Source organism: Microbulbifer okhotskensis, assembly GCF_023895975.1.
Classification (GTDB): domain Bacteria; phylum Pseudomonadota; class Gammaproteobacteria; order Pseudomonadales; family Cellvibrionaceae; genus Microbulbifer; species Microbulbifer okhotskensis.
In genome coordinates this window covers 1-18177 of the sequence record NZ_JALBWM010000086.1, presented here as the reverse complement: position 1 = coordinate 18177, position 18177 = coordinate 1, and the positions used below count along the sequence as shown (strand labels likewise).

Annotated in this window: 18 protein-coding genes; 5 read left to right on the top strand and 13 right to left on the bottom strand. The window is 50.2% G+C overall.

Annotated features, from left to right (window positions below):
* Window positions 1-277 precede the first annotated feature (277 nt).
* Window positions 278-1399 carry a TRAP transporter substrate-binding protein gene (locus MO867_RS16070; RefSeq protein ID WP_252470952.1) on the bottom strand — a complete coding sequence of 374 codons (1122 nt, stop codon included), beginning with the start codon at window positions 1397-1399 and terminating at the stop codon, window positions 278-280.
* 188 nt (window positions 1400-1587) lie between these two features.
* Window positions 1588-3792 (bottom strand): DNA helicase II, encoded by a 2205-nt coding sequence (gene uvrD / locus MO867_RS16065; protein WP_252470950.1) that lies wholly within the window; start codon window positions 3790-3792, stop codon window positions 1588-1590.
* 138 nt (window positions 3793-3930) lie between these two features.
* Here uvrD and hexR point away from each other — a divergent pair, with 138 nt between their 5' ends.
* On the top strand, window positions 3931-4785 hold the full coding sequence (gene hexR, locus MO867_RS16060) for a transcriptional regulator HexR (RefSeq protein ID WP_252470949.1): 855 nt from the start codon (window positions 3931-3933) through the stop codon (window positions 4783-4785).
* 119 nt (window positions 4786-4904) lie between these two features.
* Window positions 4905-6164 carry a multidrug effflux MFS transporter gene (locus tag MO867_RS16055; protein WP_252470947.1) on the top strand — a complete coding sequence of 420 codons (1260 nt, stop codon included), beginning with the start codon at window positions 4905-4907 and terminating at the stop codon, window positions 6162-6164.
* Between the two features lie 10 nt (window positions 6165-6174).
* Here MO867_RS16055 and gstA read toward each other — a convergent pair whose 3' ends face one another.
* Window positions 6175-6780, bottom strand: a complete 606-nt coding sequence (gstA, locus tag MO867_RS16050; RefSeq protein WP_252470945.1) for a glutathione transferase GstA — start codon at window positions 6778-6780, stop codon at window positions 6175-6177.
* A 131-nt stretch (window positions 6781-6911) separates the two neighbouring features.
* Window positions 6912-7307 carry a DoxX family protein gene (locus tag MO867_RS16045; RefSeq protein ID WP_252470943.1) on the bottom strand — a complete coding sequence of 132 codons (396 nt, stop codon included), beginning with the start codon at window positions 7305-7307 and terminating at the stop codon, window positions 6912-6914.
* Window positions 7308-7820: 513 nt separating this feature from the next.
* On the opposite strand from MO867_RS16045, the gene MO867_RS16040 reads away from it, so the two are divergent.
* Window positions 7821-9122 carry a cation:proton antiporter gene (locus MO867_RS16040; protein WP_252470941.1) on the top strand — a complete coding sequence of 434 codons (1302 nt, stop codon included), beginning with the start codon at window positions 7821-7823 and terminating at the stop codon, window positions 9120-9122.
* 29 nt (window positions 9123-9151) lie between these two features.
* Window positions 9152-11008, top strand: a complete 1857-nt coding sequence (locus tag MO867_RS16035; protein WP_252470939.1) for a monovalent cation:proton antiporter-2 (CPA2) family protein — start codon at window positions 9152-9154, stop codon at window positions 11006-11008.
* A 30-nt stretch (window positions 11009-11038) separates the two neighbouring features.
* On the opposite strand, the gene MO867_RS16030 is transcribed toward MO867_RS16035, so the two are convergent.
* The 7 genes from MO867_RS16030 to MO867_RS16000 form a co-directional block, all read right to left on the bottom strand.
* Window positions 11039-11398, bottom strand: coding sequence for a cupin domain-containing protein (locus tag MO867_RS16030; protein ID WP_252470937.1), 360 nt, complete (start codon window positions 11396-11398; stop codon window positions 11039-11041).
* Window positions 11399-11502: 104 nt separating this feature from the next.
* Window positions 11503-13122, bottom strand: a complete 1620-nt coding sequence (locus MO867_RS16025) for a Na+/H+ antiporter (protein WP_252470935.1) — start codon at window positions 13120-13122, stop codon at window positions 11503-11505.
* A 140-nt stretch (window positions 13123-13262) separates the two neighbouring features.
* Window positions 13263-14078, bottom strand: a complete 816-nt coding sequence (locus MO867_RS16020; RefSeq protein ID WP_252470933.1) for a class II aldolase/adducin family protein — start codon at window positions 14076-14078, stop codon at window positions 13263-13265.
* Window positions 14079-14441: 363 nt separating this feature from the next.
* A complete protein-coding gene (locus tag MO867_RS16015; RefSeq protein ID WP_252470931.1) occupies window positions 14442-14579 on the bottom strand; it encodes a hypothetical protein in 138 nt (45 codons plus the stop codon).
* 4 nt (window positions 14580-14583) lie between these two features.
* The gene (locus MO867_RS16010) at window positions 14584-14925 is read right to left on the bottom strand and encodes a zinc-binding dehydrogenase (RefSeq protein WP_252470929.1); all 342 of its coding nucleotides are present in this window, start codon (window positions 14923-14925) and stop codon (window positions 14584-14586) included.
* A gap of 144 nt (window positions 14926-15069) precedes the next feature.
* Window positions 15070-15249, bottom strand: coding sequence for a hypothetical protein (locus MO867_RS16005; protein ID WP_252470927.1), 180 nt, complete (start codon window positions 15247-15249; stop codon window positions 15070-15072).
* Between the two features lie 159 nt (window positions 15250-15408).
* Entirely contained in the window at window positions 15409-16287 is an 879-nt protein-coding gene (locus MO867_RS16000; protein ID WP_252470925.1) for an alpha/beta fold hydrolase, read from the bottom strand.
* Between the two features lie 537 nt (window positions 16288-16824).
* Between MO867_RS16000 and MO867_RS15995 the strand changes: the two genes are divergently transcribed.
* The gene (locus MO867_RS15995) at window positions 16825-17064 is read left to right on the top strand and encodes a hypothetical protein (protein ID WP_252470923.1); all 240 of its coding nucleotides are present in this window, start codon (window positions 16825-16827) and stop codon (window positions 17062-17064) included.
* 59 nt (window positions 17065-17123) lie between these two features.
* Here the strand turns inward: MO867_RS15995 and MO867_RS15990 are convergent, their stop codons facing one another.
* Together MO867_RS15990 and MO867_RS15985 are read right to left on the bottom strand one after the other, a co-directional pair.
* Window positions 17124-17447 carry a hypothetical protein gene (locus MO867_RS15990; RefSeq protein WP_252470921.1) on the bottom strand — a complete coding sequence of 108 codons (324 nt, stop codon included), beginning with the start codon at window positions 17445-17447 and terminating at the stop codon, window positions 17124-17126.
* On the bottom strand, window positions 17447-18177 hold a 731-nt coding region (locus tag MO867_RS15985; protein ID WP_252470919.1), incomplete at its 5' end, for a hypothetical protein. The genes MO867_RS15985 and MO867_RS15990, both read right to left, overlap by 1 nt.

Genomic DNA, 18177 nt, shown 5'->3' with positions numbered 1-18177 from the left:
CGAGCGGTACAGTGACTATGGGGCTATAGCTGCATGAAACTGTCCGAAGTGTTGCCCAAAAGAAAAAGGCCAAAAACTCTTAACATTGGTAACTCCCCAGTCATATTATTTATAGTCAGATGAAAAAACTGCGGCATTATTATTCAAATGAATACGAATAAAAACCCAAGGGAGGTAATATTTAAACTAAATTTCCATTCTTACTTAGTGACATAAAAACAGTTAAAAATGTCACGCGAAGCCAAACCATGCTTTACCCTTCGAATTAATGCTCTTTTTACTCTCGCGCCTGGTAGTAAGCCTCTTCACTAATCTGGTGATAGGGCTTCACATCCCGCTCAAACTCCTGAAATGCGCGGTACACCCGAGCAAACTCGGGGTCTTTCTGTGCCGTCTCACGCATAATTTCCGTGCTAATTTTTTTCAGGTGAGACAGTACATCATCTGGTAGCCGCTCCACCTTGACACCGTGCTCTTCCACCAGTTCTTTAAGCGCGCGGTTATTGCGGGCGGTGTACTCATCCAGCATATCCTGATTGGCTTCGCGAGCAGCAGCACGAACGATTTCCCGCAAATCTTCGGGCAGTTTCTCGAACGCCGTTTGATTGATAATAAACTCCAGGATAGAGCCAGGCTCATGCCAGCCAGGGTAATAGTAATACTCGGCAACCTGGTAAAAACCGAAAGCCAGATCGTTATAGGGGCCCACCCACTCGGTCGCATCGATCACGCCTGTCTGCAGTGCGGTGTAGAGTTCACCTCCGGGAATTGTGACCGCAGTGCCGCCAGCGCGATTCAAGACTTCACCGCCCAAGCCCGGAATACGCATCTTCAGGCCCTGCAGGTCCTCAACCGAGTTGATCGGTTTGTTAAACCAACCGGCCATTTGTACACCGGTAGAGCCCCCAGCCAGAGGTATCAGGTTGAAGGGTTCGTAAACCTCTTCCCAAAGTTCCAGGCCTCCACCGTAATGCAGCCAACCATTCATTTCCTGGGCATTCAGCCCAAAAGGCACCGCGGTAAAAAACTGGGCCGCAGGCACTTTGCCCTTCCAGTAATAGGCAGCTCCATGGCCCATCTGCGCCGCGCCCTCTGACACAGCGCTAAAAACTCCCAAAGCCGGCACCAGTTCACCCGCGCCGTACACCTTTATCCGCAGCCGCCCCGCTGACATAGCCTCCACTTTCTTGGCGAAACGCTCGGGCGCACTACCGAGACCGGGGAAGTTCTTCGGCCAGGTAGTCACCAGTTTCCATTCGAACAGCTCTGTGTTGCCTTCGCCAGAAAAATTTTGCGTAGGCCCCGTTGCCGCGCGCGAGGTGACCAGGGCGGCAAAGGTAATGACAAGCAGGGCCAACAGACCGAGGATAATGACGGGGTACCAATTTATTTTTTTCATCACTGCGAATTATCGTTGTTTTTTATTGTACGAATTATCAATGGGCCCCAAGGGCGGATGTTCGTGACCCACGGTAGCAAAGCCACTATTCAGTAATACCTGGGTATTCAAAGTGGATTCCGGCTTGCGCCGGAATGACTCACCGCTATTAACTTTCGACTTCTCTCGCTTGCACTGAAATAAGGCGCTTAAAGAGGCTCCAACTTGGCCATTGCAAGTACCAACCTCTTATCACCGACATCGTCGAAATTAACCAGCACCCGCATTCGCGGACCCGTTCCCTCGAACTCGATTACAGTACCTTCACCAAACCGGGCGTGCTCCACACGCCCCCCCAACGCCAGCGTCGGAAGGTCGTCAAAATCCGGGGCTGGATCTGAGAACTTACCCACCTTGCCGTAATTCGCTTGGTAGAGAGGTCGGGAGATTTCAGTCTTTAAACGCACCTCATGGACCATGTTCGCGGGGATCTCTGCAATAAAGCGGGAGGGACTGTTATAAGTCTCACTGCCAAACAGGCGGCGGTTTTCTGCATAGGTCATATACAGCTTGCGCATAGCGCGAGTGATACCCACATAGCAGAGGCGACGCTCTTCCTCTATACGTCCCGGTTCCTGCGCCGACATTTTGTGCGGGAACAAGTTTTCCTCCACACCGGCCATAAACACCAGGGGGAACTCCAGACCCTTGGCGGAGTGAAGAGTCATCAGTTGTACCGCATCTTCAAACTCATCCGCCTGGCCTTCGCCAGCATCCAGCGCGGCGCTGTCGAGGAACTGGTTGAGCAGTGGGATCTCCTCTTCATCCTCTTCGCCCTTGGGCATATCCACGCCAGAAAAGGCGCGACAGGCACTGACCAGTTCTTTGAGATTTTCCACCCGAGTCTGGCCCTTCTCACCTTTTTCCTTACCGTGGAATTCCAGCAGGCCACTGGTCTCAATCACATCCTCAGCAATAGCCTCCAGCGCTTCATCCTCGGCATTCGCCGCCAACTGGTTAATCAGATCCAAAAAAATCTGCAGGGCATTGCCGGCACGGGCGGCGAGTACTCGCTGTTGCAACATCAACTTGGCCGCCTGCCACAGGGAGCAACCTTGCTCTCGGGCGTATGAACGCACCATTTCTACGGTGCGCGCACCAATACCGCGGGTGGGAGTATTCACCACCCGCTCAAAGGCGGTGTCGTCGTCACGATTACTAATCAAGCGCAGATATGAAAGGGCGTTCTTGATTTCCAGGCGATCGTAGAAACGCTGGCCGCCGTAGATACGATAGGGCACCTGCTCGCGCAACAGGCCTTCTTCGAGCACCCGGGACTGGGCATTAGAGCGGTAAAGAATGGCAATGCTGTCGCGGCGGTTGCCGTCGCGCACCCAGTCATTAATACGCTCGACGATAAAGCGCGCCTCATCCTGCTCGTTGTAGGCGGCATAGACGGCGATGGGCTCACCTTCTTCGCCCTTGGTCCACAATTCCTTACCCAGGCGGCCGCTATTGTTGGCGATCACCGCGTTGGCGGCGTTCAGAATAGTGGAAGTGGAGCGATAATTTTGCTCCAGGCGTACCGTCTGCACTTCGCGCAGGTCGGCGGAGAAATGCTGGATGTTCTCGATCTTGGCACCGCGCCAGCCATAAATGGACTGGTCATCATCGCCTACCGCGCTGATATGGCACTGCTCACCGGCGAGCAGGCGCAGCCAAGCGTATTGAATCGTATTGGTGTCCTGGAATTCATCCACCAGGATAAAGGGAAAGCGCCGGCGATAGTGGGCCAGTATGCTGTCATTGTTGAGCCAGAGCTCGTGGGCTCGCAGCAACAGCTCACCGAAATCTACCAAACCTCCTCGCTGGCAGGCCTCTTCATAGGCAAAGTAGATACGCACCATGGTCTGAAGCCAGGGGTCCGCACCGGCATTGATATATTGGGGCCTCAGTCCTTCGTCTTTCTGTGCGCCGATCCACCACTGGGTCTCCCGCGGCGACCATTTTTTGTCATCCAGCCCCAGATCTGCCTGTACCCGCTTAATCAGGCGCAGTTGGTCATCGGAATCCAGAATCTGGAAGTTCTGCGGAAGCTTGGCCTCCTGCCAGTGGGCCTTAAGCAGTCGATGGGCCAGGCCGTGGAAGGTGCCCACCCACATGCCGAAGGTATTCACCCCCAGCAGCTCCTCGATACGCGCGCGCATTTCGCGGGCCGCTTTGTTGGTAAAGGTCACTGCCATAATGGAGTAGGGCGAGGCACCCTCCACCTGCATCAACCAGGCGATGCGATGTACCAGTACACGGGTCTTGCCCGAACCGGCACCGGCCAGAACCAATTGATTGCCTGGCGCGGCGGCTACCGCTTCGCGCTGGGCGTCGTTGAGGGGGTCTAGAATCTGAGATACGTCCATGGCAAAGATTGTACCAGAGCTGCTACACAAGACCTGTGTAAATAAACAGGATTTTGCTCCGGCAGACAATGCAAAGCTGCTCGCCAGCAGAAGGCGCAACGGCTAAACTGCGCCAATTGGCATAGAGAAGGAAGTCCTGTGAAACCGGCGGAAGTTACGCAAAGAATCAGTGAACAGCTGTCATCCATGCGCAAATCGGAGCGTAAGGTGGCGGAGTATATTCTCGCCAACCCCGACGAAATCATTCATATGCGAATCGTCGACCTGGCTACAGAAGCTCAGGTGAGCGAACCCACTGTAGTGCGCTTCTGCCGCGCCGTGGGGTGTTCCGGCTTCCAGGAGTTCAAGCTGAACCTGGCGCAGCAGCTAGCCTCAAGCCCCAGTTTCGGCCAGATTGCCGTCACTGAAACGGATACCATCGCCGAGTACAAACGCAAAGTATTTGATTCCACCGTGGATACCTTACTCAAGGTGCGCGATAGGATTGATGACCGCGCACTGGAAGCCGCAGTGACCGCCATGGCTGCCTCCAAGCGCGTCGAATTCTTTGGTTTTGGCGCCTCCGGTGCTGTAGCCGCCGATGCCCAGCACAAGTTTTTTCGCCTGCAACTGGCCACTGCTGCGCATTCCGATCATCACATCCAAAATATGTCCGCCATGTCCATGGGACCCGGCGATGTAGTCGTCGCAATATCCCAAAGTGGTCGAACCAAGGCACTGTTGCGCTCTATGGGGATGGCGAAAGATCAGGGCGCACTGGTAGTCGGCCTCGCACCCAGTGGTTCTTCGGTAATACGCCAAGCCAGTATTCCGCTGGAGGTGGATGTAGAAGAGGATATTGAAATTTACACACCTCTTTCCTCACGCATTGCCCATCTGGTGGTGATTGATGTTTTGGCCATTGGTGTGGCACAGCGCAAAGGCCCCCAGTTACAGGAGCACCTGTTAAAACTGAAACAGGGCTTGTACACCTTGCGGGAAGACAAACACTAAACGTCCCCATATTTGCCGTGGGCACTGGATAATGTGCCCGCCCATCTCTACCATAGCTATTTCCTGACAATTCCGGCTTTTATCGGGAAGATCCCTCCAGGCTGTACCAGAGCAATTACATGACATCCACCGCTTCAACCACGGAAGAGAAAGCACCGCGCTGGCTGGTGGTATGGCTTGCTGCTCTGGTTTCCCTGACCCCCTTTTCTATCGACAGCTATCTGCCGGCAATCCCCGCCATGGCCACAGCGCTGGATACGGAAGTGGAACGGGTGCAGTATTCGGTGTCCAGTTTCCTGTTGGGCTTTGCACTCGGGCAACTATTTGGTGGCCCATTATCAGATCGATGGGGGCGACGCCTGGTGGGTACCATTGGGCTCAGTATCTATATCGTCAGTTCCCTGCTGGTGCTGTTCAGTGATCATGTGGATCAGCTGATCATTCTGCGCTTTTGCCAGGCAATTGGCGGTGGTTTTGCCACTGTGATTTGTGCTGCCATCGTGCGCGATCTACACAGCGGTCGCGAGGCAGCCAAAATTATTTCTATGATCAGTACCATTATGCTGATCGCACCACTCATCGCACCGGTTATTGGCTCTGTGTTGTTGGCAGTTGGCGGCTGGCAGAGCATTTTTGTATTTTTGCTGCTGTACGCGCTTGCCATGCTGGTACTGGTAAAGATGTTACTGCCTGAGACAGTGCCCCGCTTTACCCGGGCACGCCGCCAGCTGATGCCGCTGTCATCTCTTGTCGCCAGTTATGGTCAGGTCCTGCGCAACCCGCGAGCTATCGGCTTTTTAATCGCCCAAGCTTGTGTCAGTGGTTCGATGTTTATTTACATCACCACGGCTCCCTTTGTGTTTATGGATTATTTCGGCGTGACCTCGAGCCAGTTTCCATTATTTTTTGGCGCTTGTGTCCTCGGCCTCATTTGTATGGTGCAAGTAAATATTCGACTGCTCAATTTGTTTGAACCGCGCAATATATTACTCGCCGGTATCCTGCTACAGCTGCTAGGTTGCGGACTTTTGGTGTTGGGCACCATGACAGGGGTCAAGGAACTGACCCTATGGATGATTCCTCTGGTACTGGTAATAAGTAGCATTGGGATTACCGGGCCCAATGCCGCAGCCTGCTATTTAGAGTTTTTCCCAAAGATCAGCGGCAGTGCCAACGCACTTTATGGTGCCACCATATTTATTACCGGCGGTGTATTGGGTGGACTTGTAAGCAGCTTGCACACGGGAACCCTAACCCCTATCGCAGCTTCAATGTTTGGCTGTGCGCTTGTCGCTCTACTTTCCGCGGTATTCCTGGCCAGAGTTCGCACGCCGATCGATTCGGATATCCCAGCCACACGGCGCTTTACTCCGCGCTAGCACTGAACTTTTAACCGGGCTCTATGCCTTCTTTTTGTAGGGCATTCTGCACTGCAGGTCTTTCCTCCATACGCTGTTGGAAAGCCTGCAGTAGTGGCCAGTGAGACATATCGAACTGTTGTATTTTTAACCAGCGCGACAATACATACAGATAGGCGTCGGCAATGCAGAAGCTCGCCCCCATCAAGTAGCCCTTACCCAGATGCCTCTCAATGTAGTCGAACCAATGTACCAAGCGCTCCCTGGAATACTCTTTTTCTTTATCCGTTCCATTCCAGAAAAGTGGCCTGAATAATATGTGCACTTCGGCACTGAGAAAATTCAGCCATTCCAGCATTCGGTAGTAAGCAAGGGTTCCAACTGGCGGAGCCAACTGTGCGTCGGGCTTCTGCTCAGCCAGGAACTGGATAATCGCTGGCCCCTCAGTAAGCACTTCGCCCCCCTCAAGCTGCAAGGTGGGCACATAGCCTTTTGGATTGATTTTGTGGAAATCATCGCCGTTATCCAACTCGTGGCTTTTCAGGTTGACCTTATGCAAATCGAGATCAATTCCCGCTTCACAGGCAACTATATGGGGCGACAGAGAACAAGCACCCGATGCATAAAAGAGCTTCATAACGATCCTCAGGGGAGATTATGCCGTTCTCAGCAGTATAGGTCCGAGTTCCTGCTCGCCAACCTTCATCCCGTGGATCTTTAGCTACCCCTGAATCACTACGGTAATTTTCCATTGCACATGGAGGCCAGTTATTTGTCACGAATCCAGTGATCCAAGCTAAAGCGGCCGGCGCCGGCACAAGCCAGTATCAAAAAACCACCGGCAATGGTGATATTTTTCATAAAACTGGTCATTTCCACAGCGTCGCCAGGCGACAGATGTACCAATCCGGCAGCGGCAAAGCAGAATAGAAAAAGAATAAAGGCAGCGATGCGTGTGAAGAGCCCAAGTAGAACTGCCAGTCCGCCCACCAGTTCAACCACAATGACCAATGGCAGTACTAATCCTGGGATGCCCATGGAAACTAAAAAGGCCTCCGTCATTTCATAGCCGCCAATCTTGTTCCAACCGGCAAAAATAAACAGTAGCGACATCAGTACTCTACCGATCAATTTTGAGGTATCGCATAACATAGGGTGTTTCACTACCACTTCCTCGCTCTATATCGCGCACCTGTGGGTATAGCGATTTCAATTAGTGTAGACACTGTCGCAAGAACCTCTTGTGTAGGACTGCGGAGCACTTCGCTTAGTAGCGCTATTTTGGCGCGCTAGTTACTTATCTGTCACGAGTACAAAGATAAATCGCGCCATTTACGGCAAAGAAATTATAGAGATAGCTGTTAAGGGGATAAGTGATCTGCTAACTGATCCAAAAGTGGTAGTGGAAGTCCATTTGAACGCAAAAATGAAAAATGCAGTTGTACGGCGCTCGCGAGCCGTTACAATTGCGCGCCCATAATGAGGGAGTCGGCCGCCGGTGCCCATGCGGCCCACCCCGGTGTAATCCTGTCTTGTATTCGTTCCAAGGGAAATCGAGCAACCTCTGCACGGCTACAATAACGGCACACTCACCACCGTATAAATTGCCGGAGGGGAACTCCCCGCCACGGTATTAAACCACCCAAGATTATTTCAGCGCTGGAGTCCACACACGGCATGGAAGTTTATTACACCTTTTGTTTTCTTGCCGCTGTGTCAGTTTTTCTGGGCTTCCTCAATCAATATGTACTGCGCGCTCAGACTACTATCGCTATCACAGCCGGTGCTCTCGCGTTGTCATTACTGGTCACAGCCCTAGGTAAATTGGGGGTCGTGGAGTTGCGCACCTGGGCGGACCAATTGCTACCACTACTCAATCTAGAGGATATTCTGCTCAAAGGTATGCTGGGATTTCTGCTATTTGCCGGCAGTTTACATATCGACTTATTGGAATTGCGCAACCAAAAACTGGAGATCGGTCTCCTCGCCATTGTCGGTACACTGATCTCCACTTTTGTGGTCGGCGCACTGCTCTATTGGTTCCTGTTACTAATCAATATGCCGGTGGCCTTTGTTTACTGCCTGTTATTTGGCGCGCTGATCTCTCCCACCGATCCCATTGCCGTACTGGCCATTATGAAAAACCTGAAAGCGCCAGAGCAGGTTTCTATCCAGGTAGAGGGTGAATCACTCTTTAACGACGGCTTTGGTATCGTCGTTTTTGCAGTCATTTACGCGATCGCTTTTGAAGGCGGCCAGCCCACGGTACCGGCTGTAGCTGAACTGTTCGCGGTGGAGGCTTTGGGTGGGGTGCTACTCGGACTGGTGATCGGTGGTGTTTTCCATTGGGCCATCTGTTGTACCAATGACCACAGCTTGGAATTAATGCTGACCATGGTCATCCCCACCGCCGGCTTCTCTCTGGCCAATGTGCTCGGCGTATCCGGGGCCCTGGCGATGGTTGTGAGCGGTATCATTATTGGTAATTTTACACGCGAACGCGGTTTCTCCCGAGTCAGCCAACACGAGCTAGATAATTTCTGGAGTATCACCGAAGACTTTCTCAATGGGTTGCTATTCCTGTTGGTAGGCTTGTTCCTGATCACCATCGATCTGCGCCCCTCGGATTACCTGCTCATGGCCGTGGGGATTGTTATCGTCCTGGTTGCCAGGGTTCTGGCTGTCAGCATCCCATTCCTGTATTTAAAAAGCCGTCGCAAATATCACCCCTATACCAACAGAATATTGATTTGGGGAGGTTTGAAAGGCGGACTGGCGCTGGCCTTGGCCATGTCTATCCCCGCCGGCAGTGCCTTCGTACAAGGGCAGGACCTTCGCTACCTGTGGGTTGTGATGACCTATGGCGTGGTACTATTTTCTATCGTCGTTCAGGGCTCTACCATAGCGCCATTAATACAACGCAGCCGGAACATCTCTGAACCCGAGCGCGACAAACCTCAACGACAAATAGCCAAATAGCCAAATAGCCAAATAGCGGTAACGAATCAATGGAACACTCCAGCTTCCTTATTGAGGCGGTAATTTTTATGGCCGCCGCAGTCATTGCGGTCCCCATCGCCACCCGCCTCGGCCTGGGCTCTGTCCTCGGCTACCTTCTCGCCGGTGTCGCCATAGGTCCCAGCGCCCTGGGACTGGTTGGCGATGCCAGCGACGAAATGCATGTGGCGGAGTTTGGTGTCGCGCTGATGCTGTTTCTTATCGGCTTAGAGCTACAGCCGAAAAAGCTCTGGAAAATGCGCGGTGCCATCCTCGGTACCGGCAGTGCCCAGCTGCTTTTTACCGCAGCGGCCATAGCGGGATTAGTAATCGCCGTTTCAGGGATAGAATGGCGTTCTTCGGTCGCCATAGGCCTGATACTCGCGCTCTCCTCTACCGCAATCGTATTGCAGTCTCTGAGTGAGAAAGGTCTCCTCAAAAGCCAGGGAGGACGCGGCGCTTTTGCTGTATTACTTTTTCAGGATATCGCTGTAATCCCCATCCTCGCCTTGCTGCCCCTGCTCGCAGGGACTCAAGCCAGTCCCCATGAAAGCGGTTTGAGCGGGTGGTATTACGCTGCGGCAGTGATCGGTACTATGTTGGTCTTTGCCATCGCCGGACGCTACGTACTCGGCCCTCTATTGCGTTTGATGGCAGGCAGCCAAGTACGCGAAATGTTTACTGTCAGCGCGCTGTTGATCGTATTTGCTGCCGCTGCTGTGATGACTTGGTTGGACCTGTCTCCTGCACTGGGCACCTTCCTCGCCGGAGTTTTATTGGCGGAAAGTGAGTTCCGGCATGAACTGGAAGCGGATATACAGCCCTTCAAAGGCTTGCTACTGGGACTGTTCTTTATCGCCGTGGGCGCCAGCCTGAACTTCGCCTTGATCGCCGATAATCCACTGTTGTTGATCGGCTTGGCCCTGGCATTGGTGCTGGTGAAATTTATCGTACTTTTTGCCCTGGCACGTGTCCTGCGCATGTCGAAGGGGGAAGATTGGCTATTTGCTCTATCGTTGGCTCAGGCGGGAGAGTTCGGCTTTGTGCTGGTCTCTTTTTCTACACAGCTACAGGTACTGGATACCGATCTCAGTAACTTATTGGTGGCACAAATTGCGCTAACAATGGCTCTCACTCCTGTGCTGCTGCTGATCTATGAGCAGTTTATCCAACCGCGCTTTGTGGTGGGGCCCGAGAGCCCGGCCAATCTGGATACCTCCCCCCCAGTCGATACCGGTTCACCAGTGATCATTATCGGTTACGGGCGCTTTGGCCAAATCACCGGTCGCATGCTGAATGCCTGTGGTTTCAATACCACATTACTGGAACGCAATGCTGAACAGCTCGATCTGGTGCGCCGCTACGGTATCAAAGCCTACTATGGCGATGCCTCGCGGGAAGACCTGTTGCGCGCCGCCGGGGCGAACAATGCCCGCCTGGTTATCCTGACCCTGAGTGACCAAGCCGCTTCCCTGGAAATCATCGCCCAGTTACAGAAGCACTTCCCCGAAATAACCATCCTCGCCCGTGCGCGCAACCGTATGCATCAATATGCTCTGATGGAGGCTGGGGTACGTTATATCTTCCGCGAGACGGTGGCCTCGGCGATTACCATTGGTGAGAAAGCTCTGGAGCTTTTAGGACTCAGCCCGCTACAGGCGCGGCGTGCCGCACTCAAATTCAAACAGCACGATCAGCGTATGCTCGAAGCACTTTTCCCCTATTGGCGTGATGAATCCCAACATATCGCCCAGACTCGGATCTATCGCGAGCAACTGCTGCAGGCGCTGCAGGAAGACCGTCGCGATAAAGACCTACATTTGGATCACTACTGGGAAGAAGCCAGACCGCAAATAGAAAAGCAATAAGAGCGAATGGTTTCAGCATATAAATATGGACTAATTGTGATCGGGGCTGTCATTGACCACGACAATAGCAGCTCTGCCTGAGCTCAGGGTTTCACTGATATGCCCCTCTCCCTGTAAATCCTTGGCGAGCAGGATATCACCGGGTCCAAAGGTATGTTGCTCACCTGAACGAATGGTAATTTTTAAGCTGCCTTCAAGATAGATAATAAATTGTGCCTGTGGAGCACAATGCCAGTCAAAGCACTGACCTTTTGCAAATTCGCGGAAAAACAATTGTTTAACGGGGTAGGGCGCTGAATAATTACCCAACTTCTGCTCTAGTGCAGTTTCTATACTCCCTTGTCTGAAAGTAGATATCCCATTGACAGAGTAAAGCTCTATATATTTCATATGACGACTATTTCCACTTGTACTTTGCTTTAATCTTCTATCCCACGTGTAAGAAATATTGATACACGCCTAGATTTTACAGATAGGTGAAATATCAGTTGATTTTATTCCTTGGCGATTAAACTGGCCTCAACCAAATCCACTTCCAGAACCAACTTTCGATGTAATTCATCATCAATTTTTCTATGAATGCGTAAATCCAACAGCTGCTCTCGCTCAGCAGTGAGAGCAGCTAGATGATAATGGCGCTCAACTCTAGAGCGCATCCAAATAATATCTTCATTTTCATCGTCATCCAGGGACATACGTCGCTTGTATATCGCCAATAGATGGTCCACTGCCTCGAAATCAAGATCTCGGTCTTTTTCATATCGATCAATTTTATGGCGCATATAGACCAGTTGAGAAACCGCCGCTTTTGCTGCGGATAATCGCGCTCCCTTTTCATCACCGATAGCTGCAAAATTCGGAGCTTCAGGCAAATGTCGCAATAATACCGGTAGAACAAAACTGGCAAGTAAAAGCGATAGCAAAATAACCCCCATCGCAAAAATAAGGGCCAGATCACGGCCTGGCAGCGGTGTACCGTTAGACATGAATAAAGGGAGAGAAAAGGCCCCCGCCAACGTGATGGCCCCTCTCACGCCTGCAATGGTCAAGACACTGACTAATATAAAATGCACGCCAAAAGAATCTACTTTTTGTCCAAACCGTGAAAGATATAGTGACACCCAAACCCATACAAAACGTAAAAGAAACAATACAAAAAATATTGCCAGAACGTACCATATTATCATCCAGTCACCAGTATGCCGTGCGCCGGAAAAATCTATCTCAGTAATACGTATTAATTGCTCCCCCAATAAAACAAAAATAATTCCATCCAATATGGTTTGCACTGTTTTCCATACCGCGCGTCGGTCCATGCGGGTTGTAGACATCTCTGAGCCATGTAAACTGGTGTAGTGTGTGGCTATACCCGCACTGGCAGCGGCAAGAATACCCGAAACCTGTAGACCATTAGCGGCGATATAGGCTGCAAAAGGCACCAATAGACTTACCAGTACCTGTACAGAAGGATCCTCTCCTCCAATCCGCACAAGCCAACGCAAAATGTAACCACAGATAAATGCAACCCCAGCTCCAATCACTATTCCGCCCAAGGCAACCCAAAAGAATCCGACCAACGCATGAGGTAACGAAAAAACACCGGTCAGCGCCGCTATGACCGCAAAACGAAAAATATCCAGACCCGATGCGTCATTAAATAGGGATTCCCCGGCAAGGATATGCTCCAAGCGCGGTGGCATCGATGTGCTGCCATGTACCACTGACACCGCCACTGGATCTGTCGGCGCAAGAATTGCCGCTACGGCAAAAGCGACCGCCACAGGCATCACCGGTACCAACCATGAGATGAAAAACCCCACACCCACAACGGTAAATACTACCAGCCCGACTGCAAGGGTGGCGATAACGCCGATATCTCTGAACATGGCGCCCTTGGGAATACGCCATCCCGTTACAAATAAAAGCGGGGGTACAAAAAGCAGAAAAAAAACTTCAGGCTCGAGGGGTATTCTCAGGCCAAATAAACTGCCGAGTAATACGCCGGCAACAATTTGTATCAGCGGAAGAGGAATCGGCAATGGCAGCAGGCGCGCAACTACCAGGGTGATGGCCACCACCAATAACAGCACCAACGCAATAACGAGATAGTGCATTACTCGCTTAAATTTCCTATTTCAATCAAATCGGCGTAAGCCTCTACTAATATAAATAGAGGCTTTCACCCAATATCAGAATGCTTAAGCGAGTATAGAGAACACAAGCCCTAATCGTTGTGACAAAAACCAGCGCCACACTAATCAAACATATCAGGCTGTTCGTTACTGATAACACTGTAGAGAGGCTGAAAACTAAATATCCCCGCTAATTCTGTGCCTACTACCGCTCGGGTTCGAGTCGCCACTTGAGGATCGATTAATATCGGAGTTCCCGCAGCCTCTGCCATAAGCTGTGCCTGGCAACTTCTCTCCATTGTGATATACCACCAGGCAGCCTCATCGACGGATTTCCCCACTGTAAGTAATCCGTGATTCTGGAGTATCAGCGCTTTATAGTCACCGAGCGCCTTAGCCAGGGCTTTGCCTTCCCCCATTTCCAGCACCACACCTGAGAAAGTATCAAGCAGGCCGTGGTCCTGATAAAAGGCACACGCATCCTGGGTTATCGGATCCAGAAAACGCCCAAGAGAGGACCAACTTTTCCCGAATACGGAATGCGCATGGGCTGCAGCGATCACATCCGGGCGGGTTTTGTGGATGTGTGAATGGATGGTAAATGCAGCGCCATTAAGGTAGCCATCGCCCTCGACAACCTCACCCTGATGATTCACCAGTAGCAGTTGCGACATCCTCATCTGCTTAAAGGAAACCCCCATCGGGTTTACCCAAAAGTGATCCTCAAGTTCTGGGTCACGCACGGTGATATGACCGGCGACACCTTCGTCAAATCCATATTTTCCAAACAAACGAAATGCTGCTGTGAGTTTGCGTTTTCGCTCATCGCGTACTTGTTCTGGCGGCAGAGTTGGCTCACCAAATAACATGTTGATGTCGCCGTTCAATACGGCAGCATCAATGTCTGTCTTTTTTCTATTTTTTTCTGCTGTGGTCATCAAGCGGCCCTCTCATCATTAGGAAATGCCGAGGACTGGTTATAGCACGACTTTTATTTATTGCGCGAGTGCTAATGCAGGAGATTAAATGGAAGGTTTAACGTAAAATAAACCGACAAAGTCGGTGACTTTTGTGTCTTTTTATTCCTTTAACGAAGCAATAGCTAGTTAAGAACAATTTTTACTATTCACCTCAAAATATGTAGAAATCTTTCTATTTTGAATATCGACTGGCAACAGACTATTTATTGAAAGTCCCGAGTACCCGTATTTGATAGTTAACGTCAGCTACCAGACATTGGTGGCTGTTAAAACCCATACGGATTACTCAAAGTGCTCTAGAACAATTTCCCCCCTGGCAGTTTATGACTCGACTCTCTGGTGCGCCTTACGTAAATTATCGGCATTAATTTTTCCAAAGTACTCCCCCATTGTTGTACGGATTCGCCCCTGATCAATCATTGTCGCCAGATCGCTCAAAAGCGTAGGTTGAACCAGCATATCTTCAGTTGTAAAGAGGGAACGGGTGAACATAAATTCCCAATGCAGTGAAATACTCTTTTTGCTTCAGCTTCGTAATATCCAAGGAGGCTGGGCCATCAATCAGGCCAAACTTTCCCTGAGGCTTGATACTTTTAATAAATTCCGCCAAATGATCTTCACTATTGGTCAGGCTAACGACATAGTCGACTCCATCAATACCCGCGCTATGTAATTGCTCACTGGGGGATTGACGGTGATTGATCACAGGGTGGCTACCCAGCTCTTCGAGCCAGGCCGTCGTTTCATCCCTGGAAGCAGTGCCAATCACGATGAGGTTAGTCAGGCGACGGGCCAACTGAACCATAATCGATCCAACACCTCCCGAAGCACCGATGATAAGGATCGATTTGTTGTTCGCCGCTTTGCCAACCTCCACCTGCAAACGGCAAAATGGGAGACTTCCGGGCTACCGCTTTAACTAAGCCAATAGCATCCCAGCCGAGTTCTTTCACTGCCCCTCATCGGCACTGACACAAGCTCTGATTTTGGTATCCACAGGGTTTACTGATACTGCTTGTACTTCGACCAACAAATCCTGAGCGGACACCTGGGGAACCGGCAAGGTTATATCCTGGAGCGCTCTTTGATCGATTGCGGGTAAAGACTGTTGATAACCTACAGCTTTCATTATGGATTTGACCCTTTTCGAATAGGAGTCACTGAGATGAGGACACCTTATAAATGATTATCCACAGGAAAAACCACTTCATTGAAGAAGGTGTTTCAATTATTTTTTTCTAGCCCAGACTGTATTGACAACCCCAGTAAAGTTATCCACAAGTCTGTTTTATGCCAAGGGGGGAGCTTTAGTTGTGGAAAACTCATTGAGAAACTCGTCAATCAGTGTGTTAAGTTTGGCGGGAGCTTCCAAAAACAAGAAGTGACTGCCACCTTCTTCCGCTTCAAAGACCTCCAGCCGGGAACCGTTAATCTGCCGATGAATCCACTGCTGGCATTCCAGCGGATGTGGGCTAGCGCGGCCGAAAACTAGTAATGTGGGCTTTTTGATTGTGGGAATAAAGTCTCGCCAATCCTGAGTCACGTTATCCACAAACAGTTTTGCAGCCCAAAGTCGCGGACACTGCAAGTTAACAGCCACCAGTTCTTCCCGTTGAGGTGCACTCATGGCGGGAGTCACCATAGACAGCAGAATCTCCCTGGTCGCATCTGTCCCCTTAGGCCCCACGAGGTTATCCACAAAACGGTAAAGCGCATCTGGAGTGAAGATGCCACCAGCGGCCAGACGCTCCGTTTCAGGCCAACTCGGGTCCGCCAATAGACAAGCGGGTTCATCGATAAAAATCAGCTTGTCCACATTTCTTCCGCCAAACATTTCCAGGTAACTCCAGATCACCGAGCACCCGGCCGAGTGACCAAGTAAGTGGATTCGGCCTGGCTGTAAATTGGTGACGAGTTCCTGTAGATCTTTGGCAAGGCGGGAGAGGCGGTGACCGTGACTGGGCTTATCGGACTGGCCGTGCCCACGCATATCCAGTGCTATCACACGAAAGTGTCCGCTGAGACCTGAGAGCTGGTACTTAAACAGCACCGCTCCCTGAGACCAGCCGTGTAACATCAGCAGGATGGGGCCGCGGCCTACCTCCAAATAGCGCAGGGTAACGCCATCGGAAGTAGTGAAATCACGCAGTTTTAATTGTTTGCACATTGTAAGTTAACAATAATGTTTCATACTTTCACCAAACTAACTTATTGATTTTACTAGGGTATGTATTCCGTGAAAAAGTTAAAGAATCATACTTTTCACTTAAGATATGTTTGTTCATCTTAAAAACCTGACAATAAAGTATCATACTTTTTAAATTTAGAATTTTCTTGATGTACATATCCTGATCCAACTCCCATAGATTGCAGGAGCTCCTCGCCAGTTTAATCCATTCTCAACTGCACACCGGGTTGCACTAGTGAATTGTGACTACACGTTTCCCCATTGGACGGAATACAGGCACTGATAACTCTGAATTGTATCTTAGTATGCTCATACGCCATCTGAGTCATAGAGTGAGCTTCTATGACTCACTTAAAGGGTGTTTTATGAGTCATAAATACAACAAGTATTCATCATTAGTATGCCTATACAAGTCATCCAGGATCGGGACATCAGACAAGCCTTCGGTAAACGACTCAAGGAACTGACCAGTCTCTGGATATCCGCTACTCCCACCTCAACAAGTACGAGAGCAGTATGCATGCACCGCCGCTGGAGAAGCTGATTCAGCTGGCGGACATTTTTGAAGTGTCACTGGACTATCTGGTGATGGGCCAGCCAATGGAGGAAAGTCCCATCTGCAATGAAGTGCTATTTAAGCGCTTCAAGCTGCTGGAGACTTTTGATGATCAAGACAAGGACACAGTGATTCGGGTGATCGATGCGATTATCGCTCAGCGTCAGGTGGAACATGCTATGCGGCCATTGGAGCGCTAACTATTAATCGTTAGCGCTCTAGGTTTTTTATTTAGCAGGAATTTGGGATTGGCTCCGTACTAACTGGCCTTCTTTTTCCCTAAACTCCCTCCTTTACCCATAGACTCGATCAGCAAAATTCCAAATGCGCCTGAGAGGACAGGAACTAAGATCCCAGCTAAAAGCAAAAAAATTCCAGGCACTTTTTGCCCAACCTTTAAGCATTGAATTCCTTTTACAAATGGATATAGGAAGAATCCAATTAGCAACAAATAAAATAAATAGGTTGGAATCTCAAACAAAATCCCGCCCGCAATTTTCTCAAGATTAAATAGATATAGCAAAGGATATAACAGGCCTACTCCCACAAACGCATACAACAAATGCACCCACCTATTAACCATTACTGCCCCCCTGTTAATTCGTAAAACTTATCCACATCAAAGGTATATTTCATTCCAAAAAACTTGCCTGCACTTAACTCTATTTTTTGGCCATCAAACCCGGCACCCACACCAATCTCAAATTTAGGTGAGCTAGAATCAGTAAAAGAACGATTATTGTATCCAGGCCCCCATCGATACCCTGCCTCTGCTTCACCAAGCCCTGCATCAATAACACCCGGTATTGTCAAAACTGCTCCTGCCTCTACTTTGACATCATAGCCTTGCAAATCTAAATTCCCCGATATTGTTGAACCTGCGCTTGCTCCAGTTTTCGCTGTAAATTGGATGCTACCAGGAACTTTAACAGACACATGAGGCTGCACACCAAAGCTGCCACGTAGAGTAGAGGCTTCGAAAAATGCACTAACTCGTGAGAATGCATTACGAAGGAAATTCCCCTTTTGTGCAACAGCTATTTGCTCATTTCTGATCCCATCTTCTGAAGAACCAGCTATAGACGATTTACAAATAGTACCAAAATCTAGACAGCCATTTATATATTCATCATCTTCATTTTCTTCACTCAACTTTCTACCGACCGCTGCCCGAGCAGCTCCGTAACTCCCGCCGGATAGTACACCAAGTAAGCTACCAGCATTTTGAGTGAAAGCCCCTCCTCCAATTAGAGTGCCACCTCTTGGCGCCTCTCCTGTTTTAGTAACTTCGCCCTCTACGACCGAATCACCGT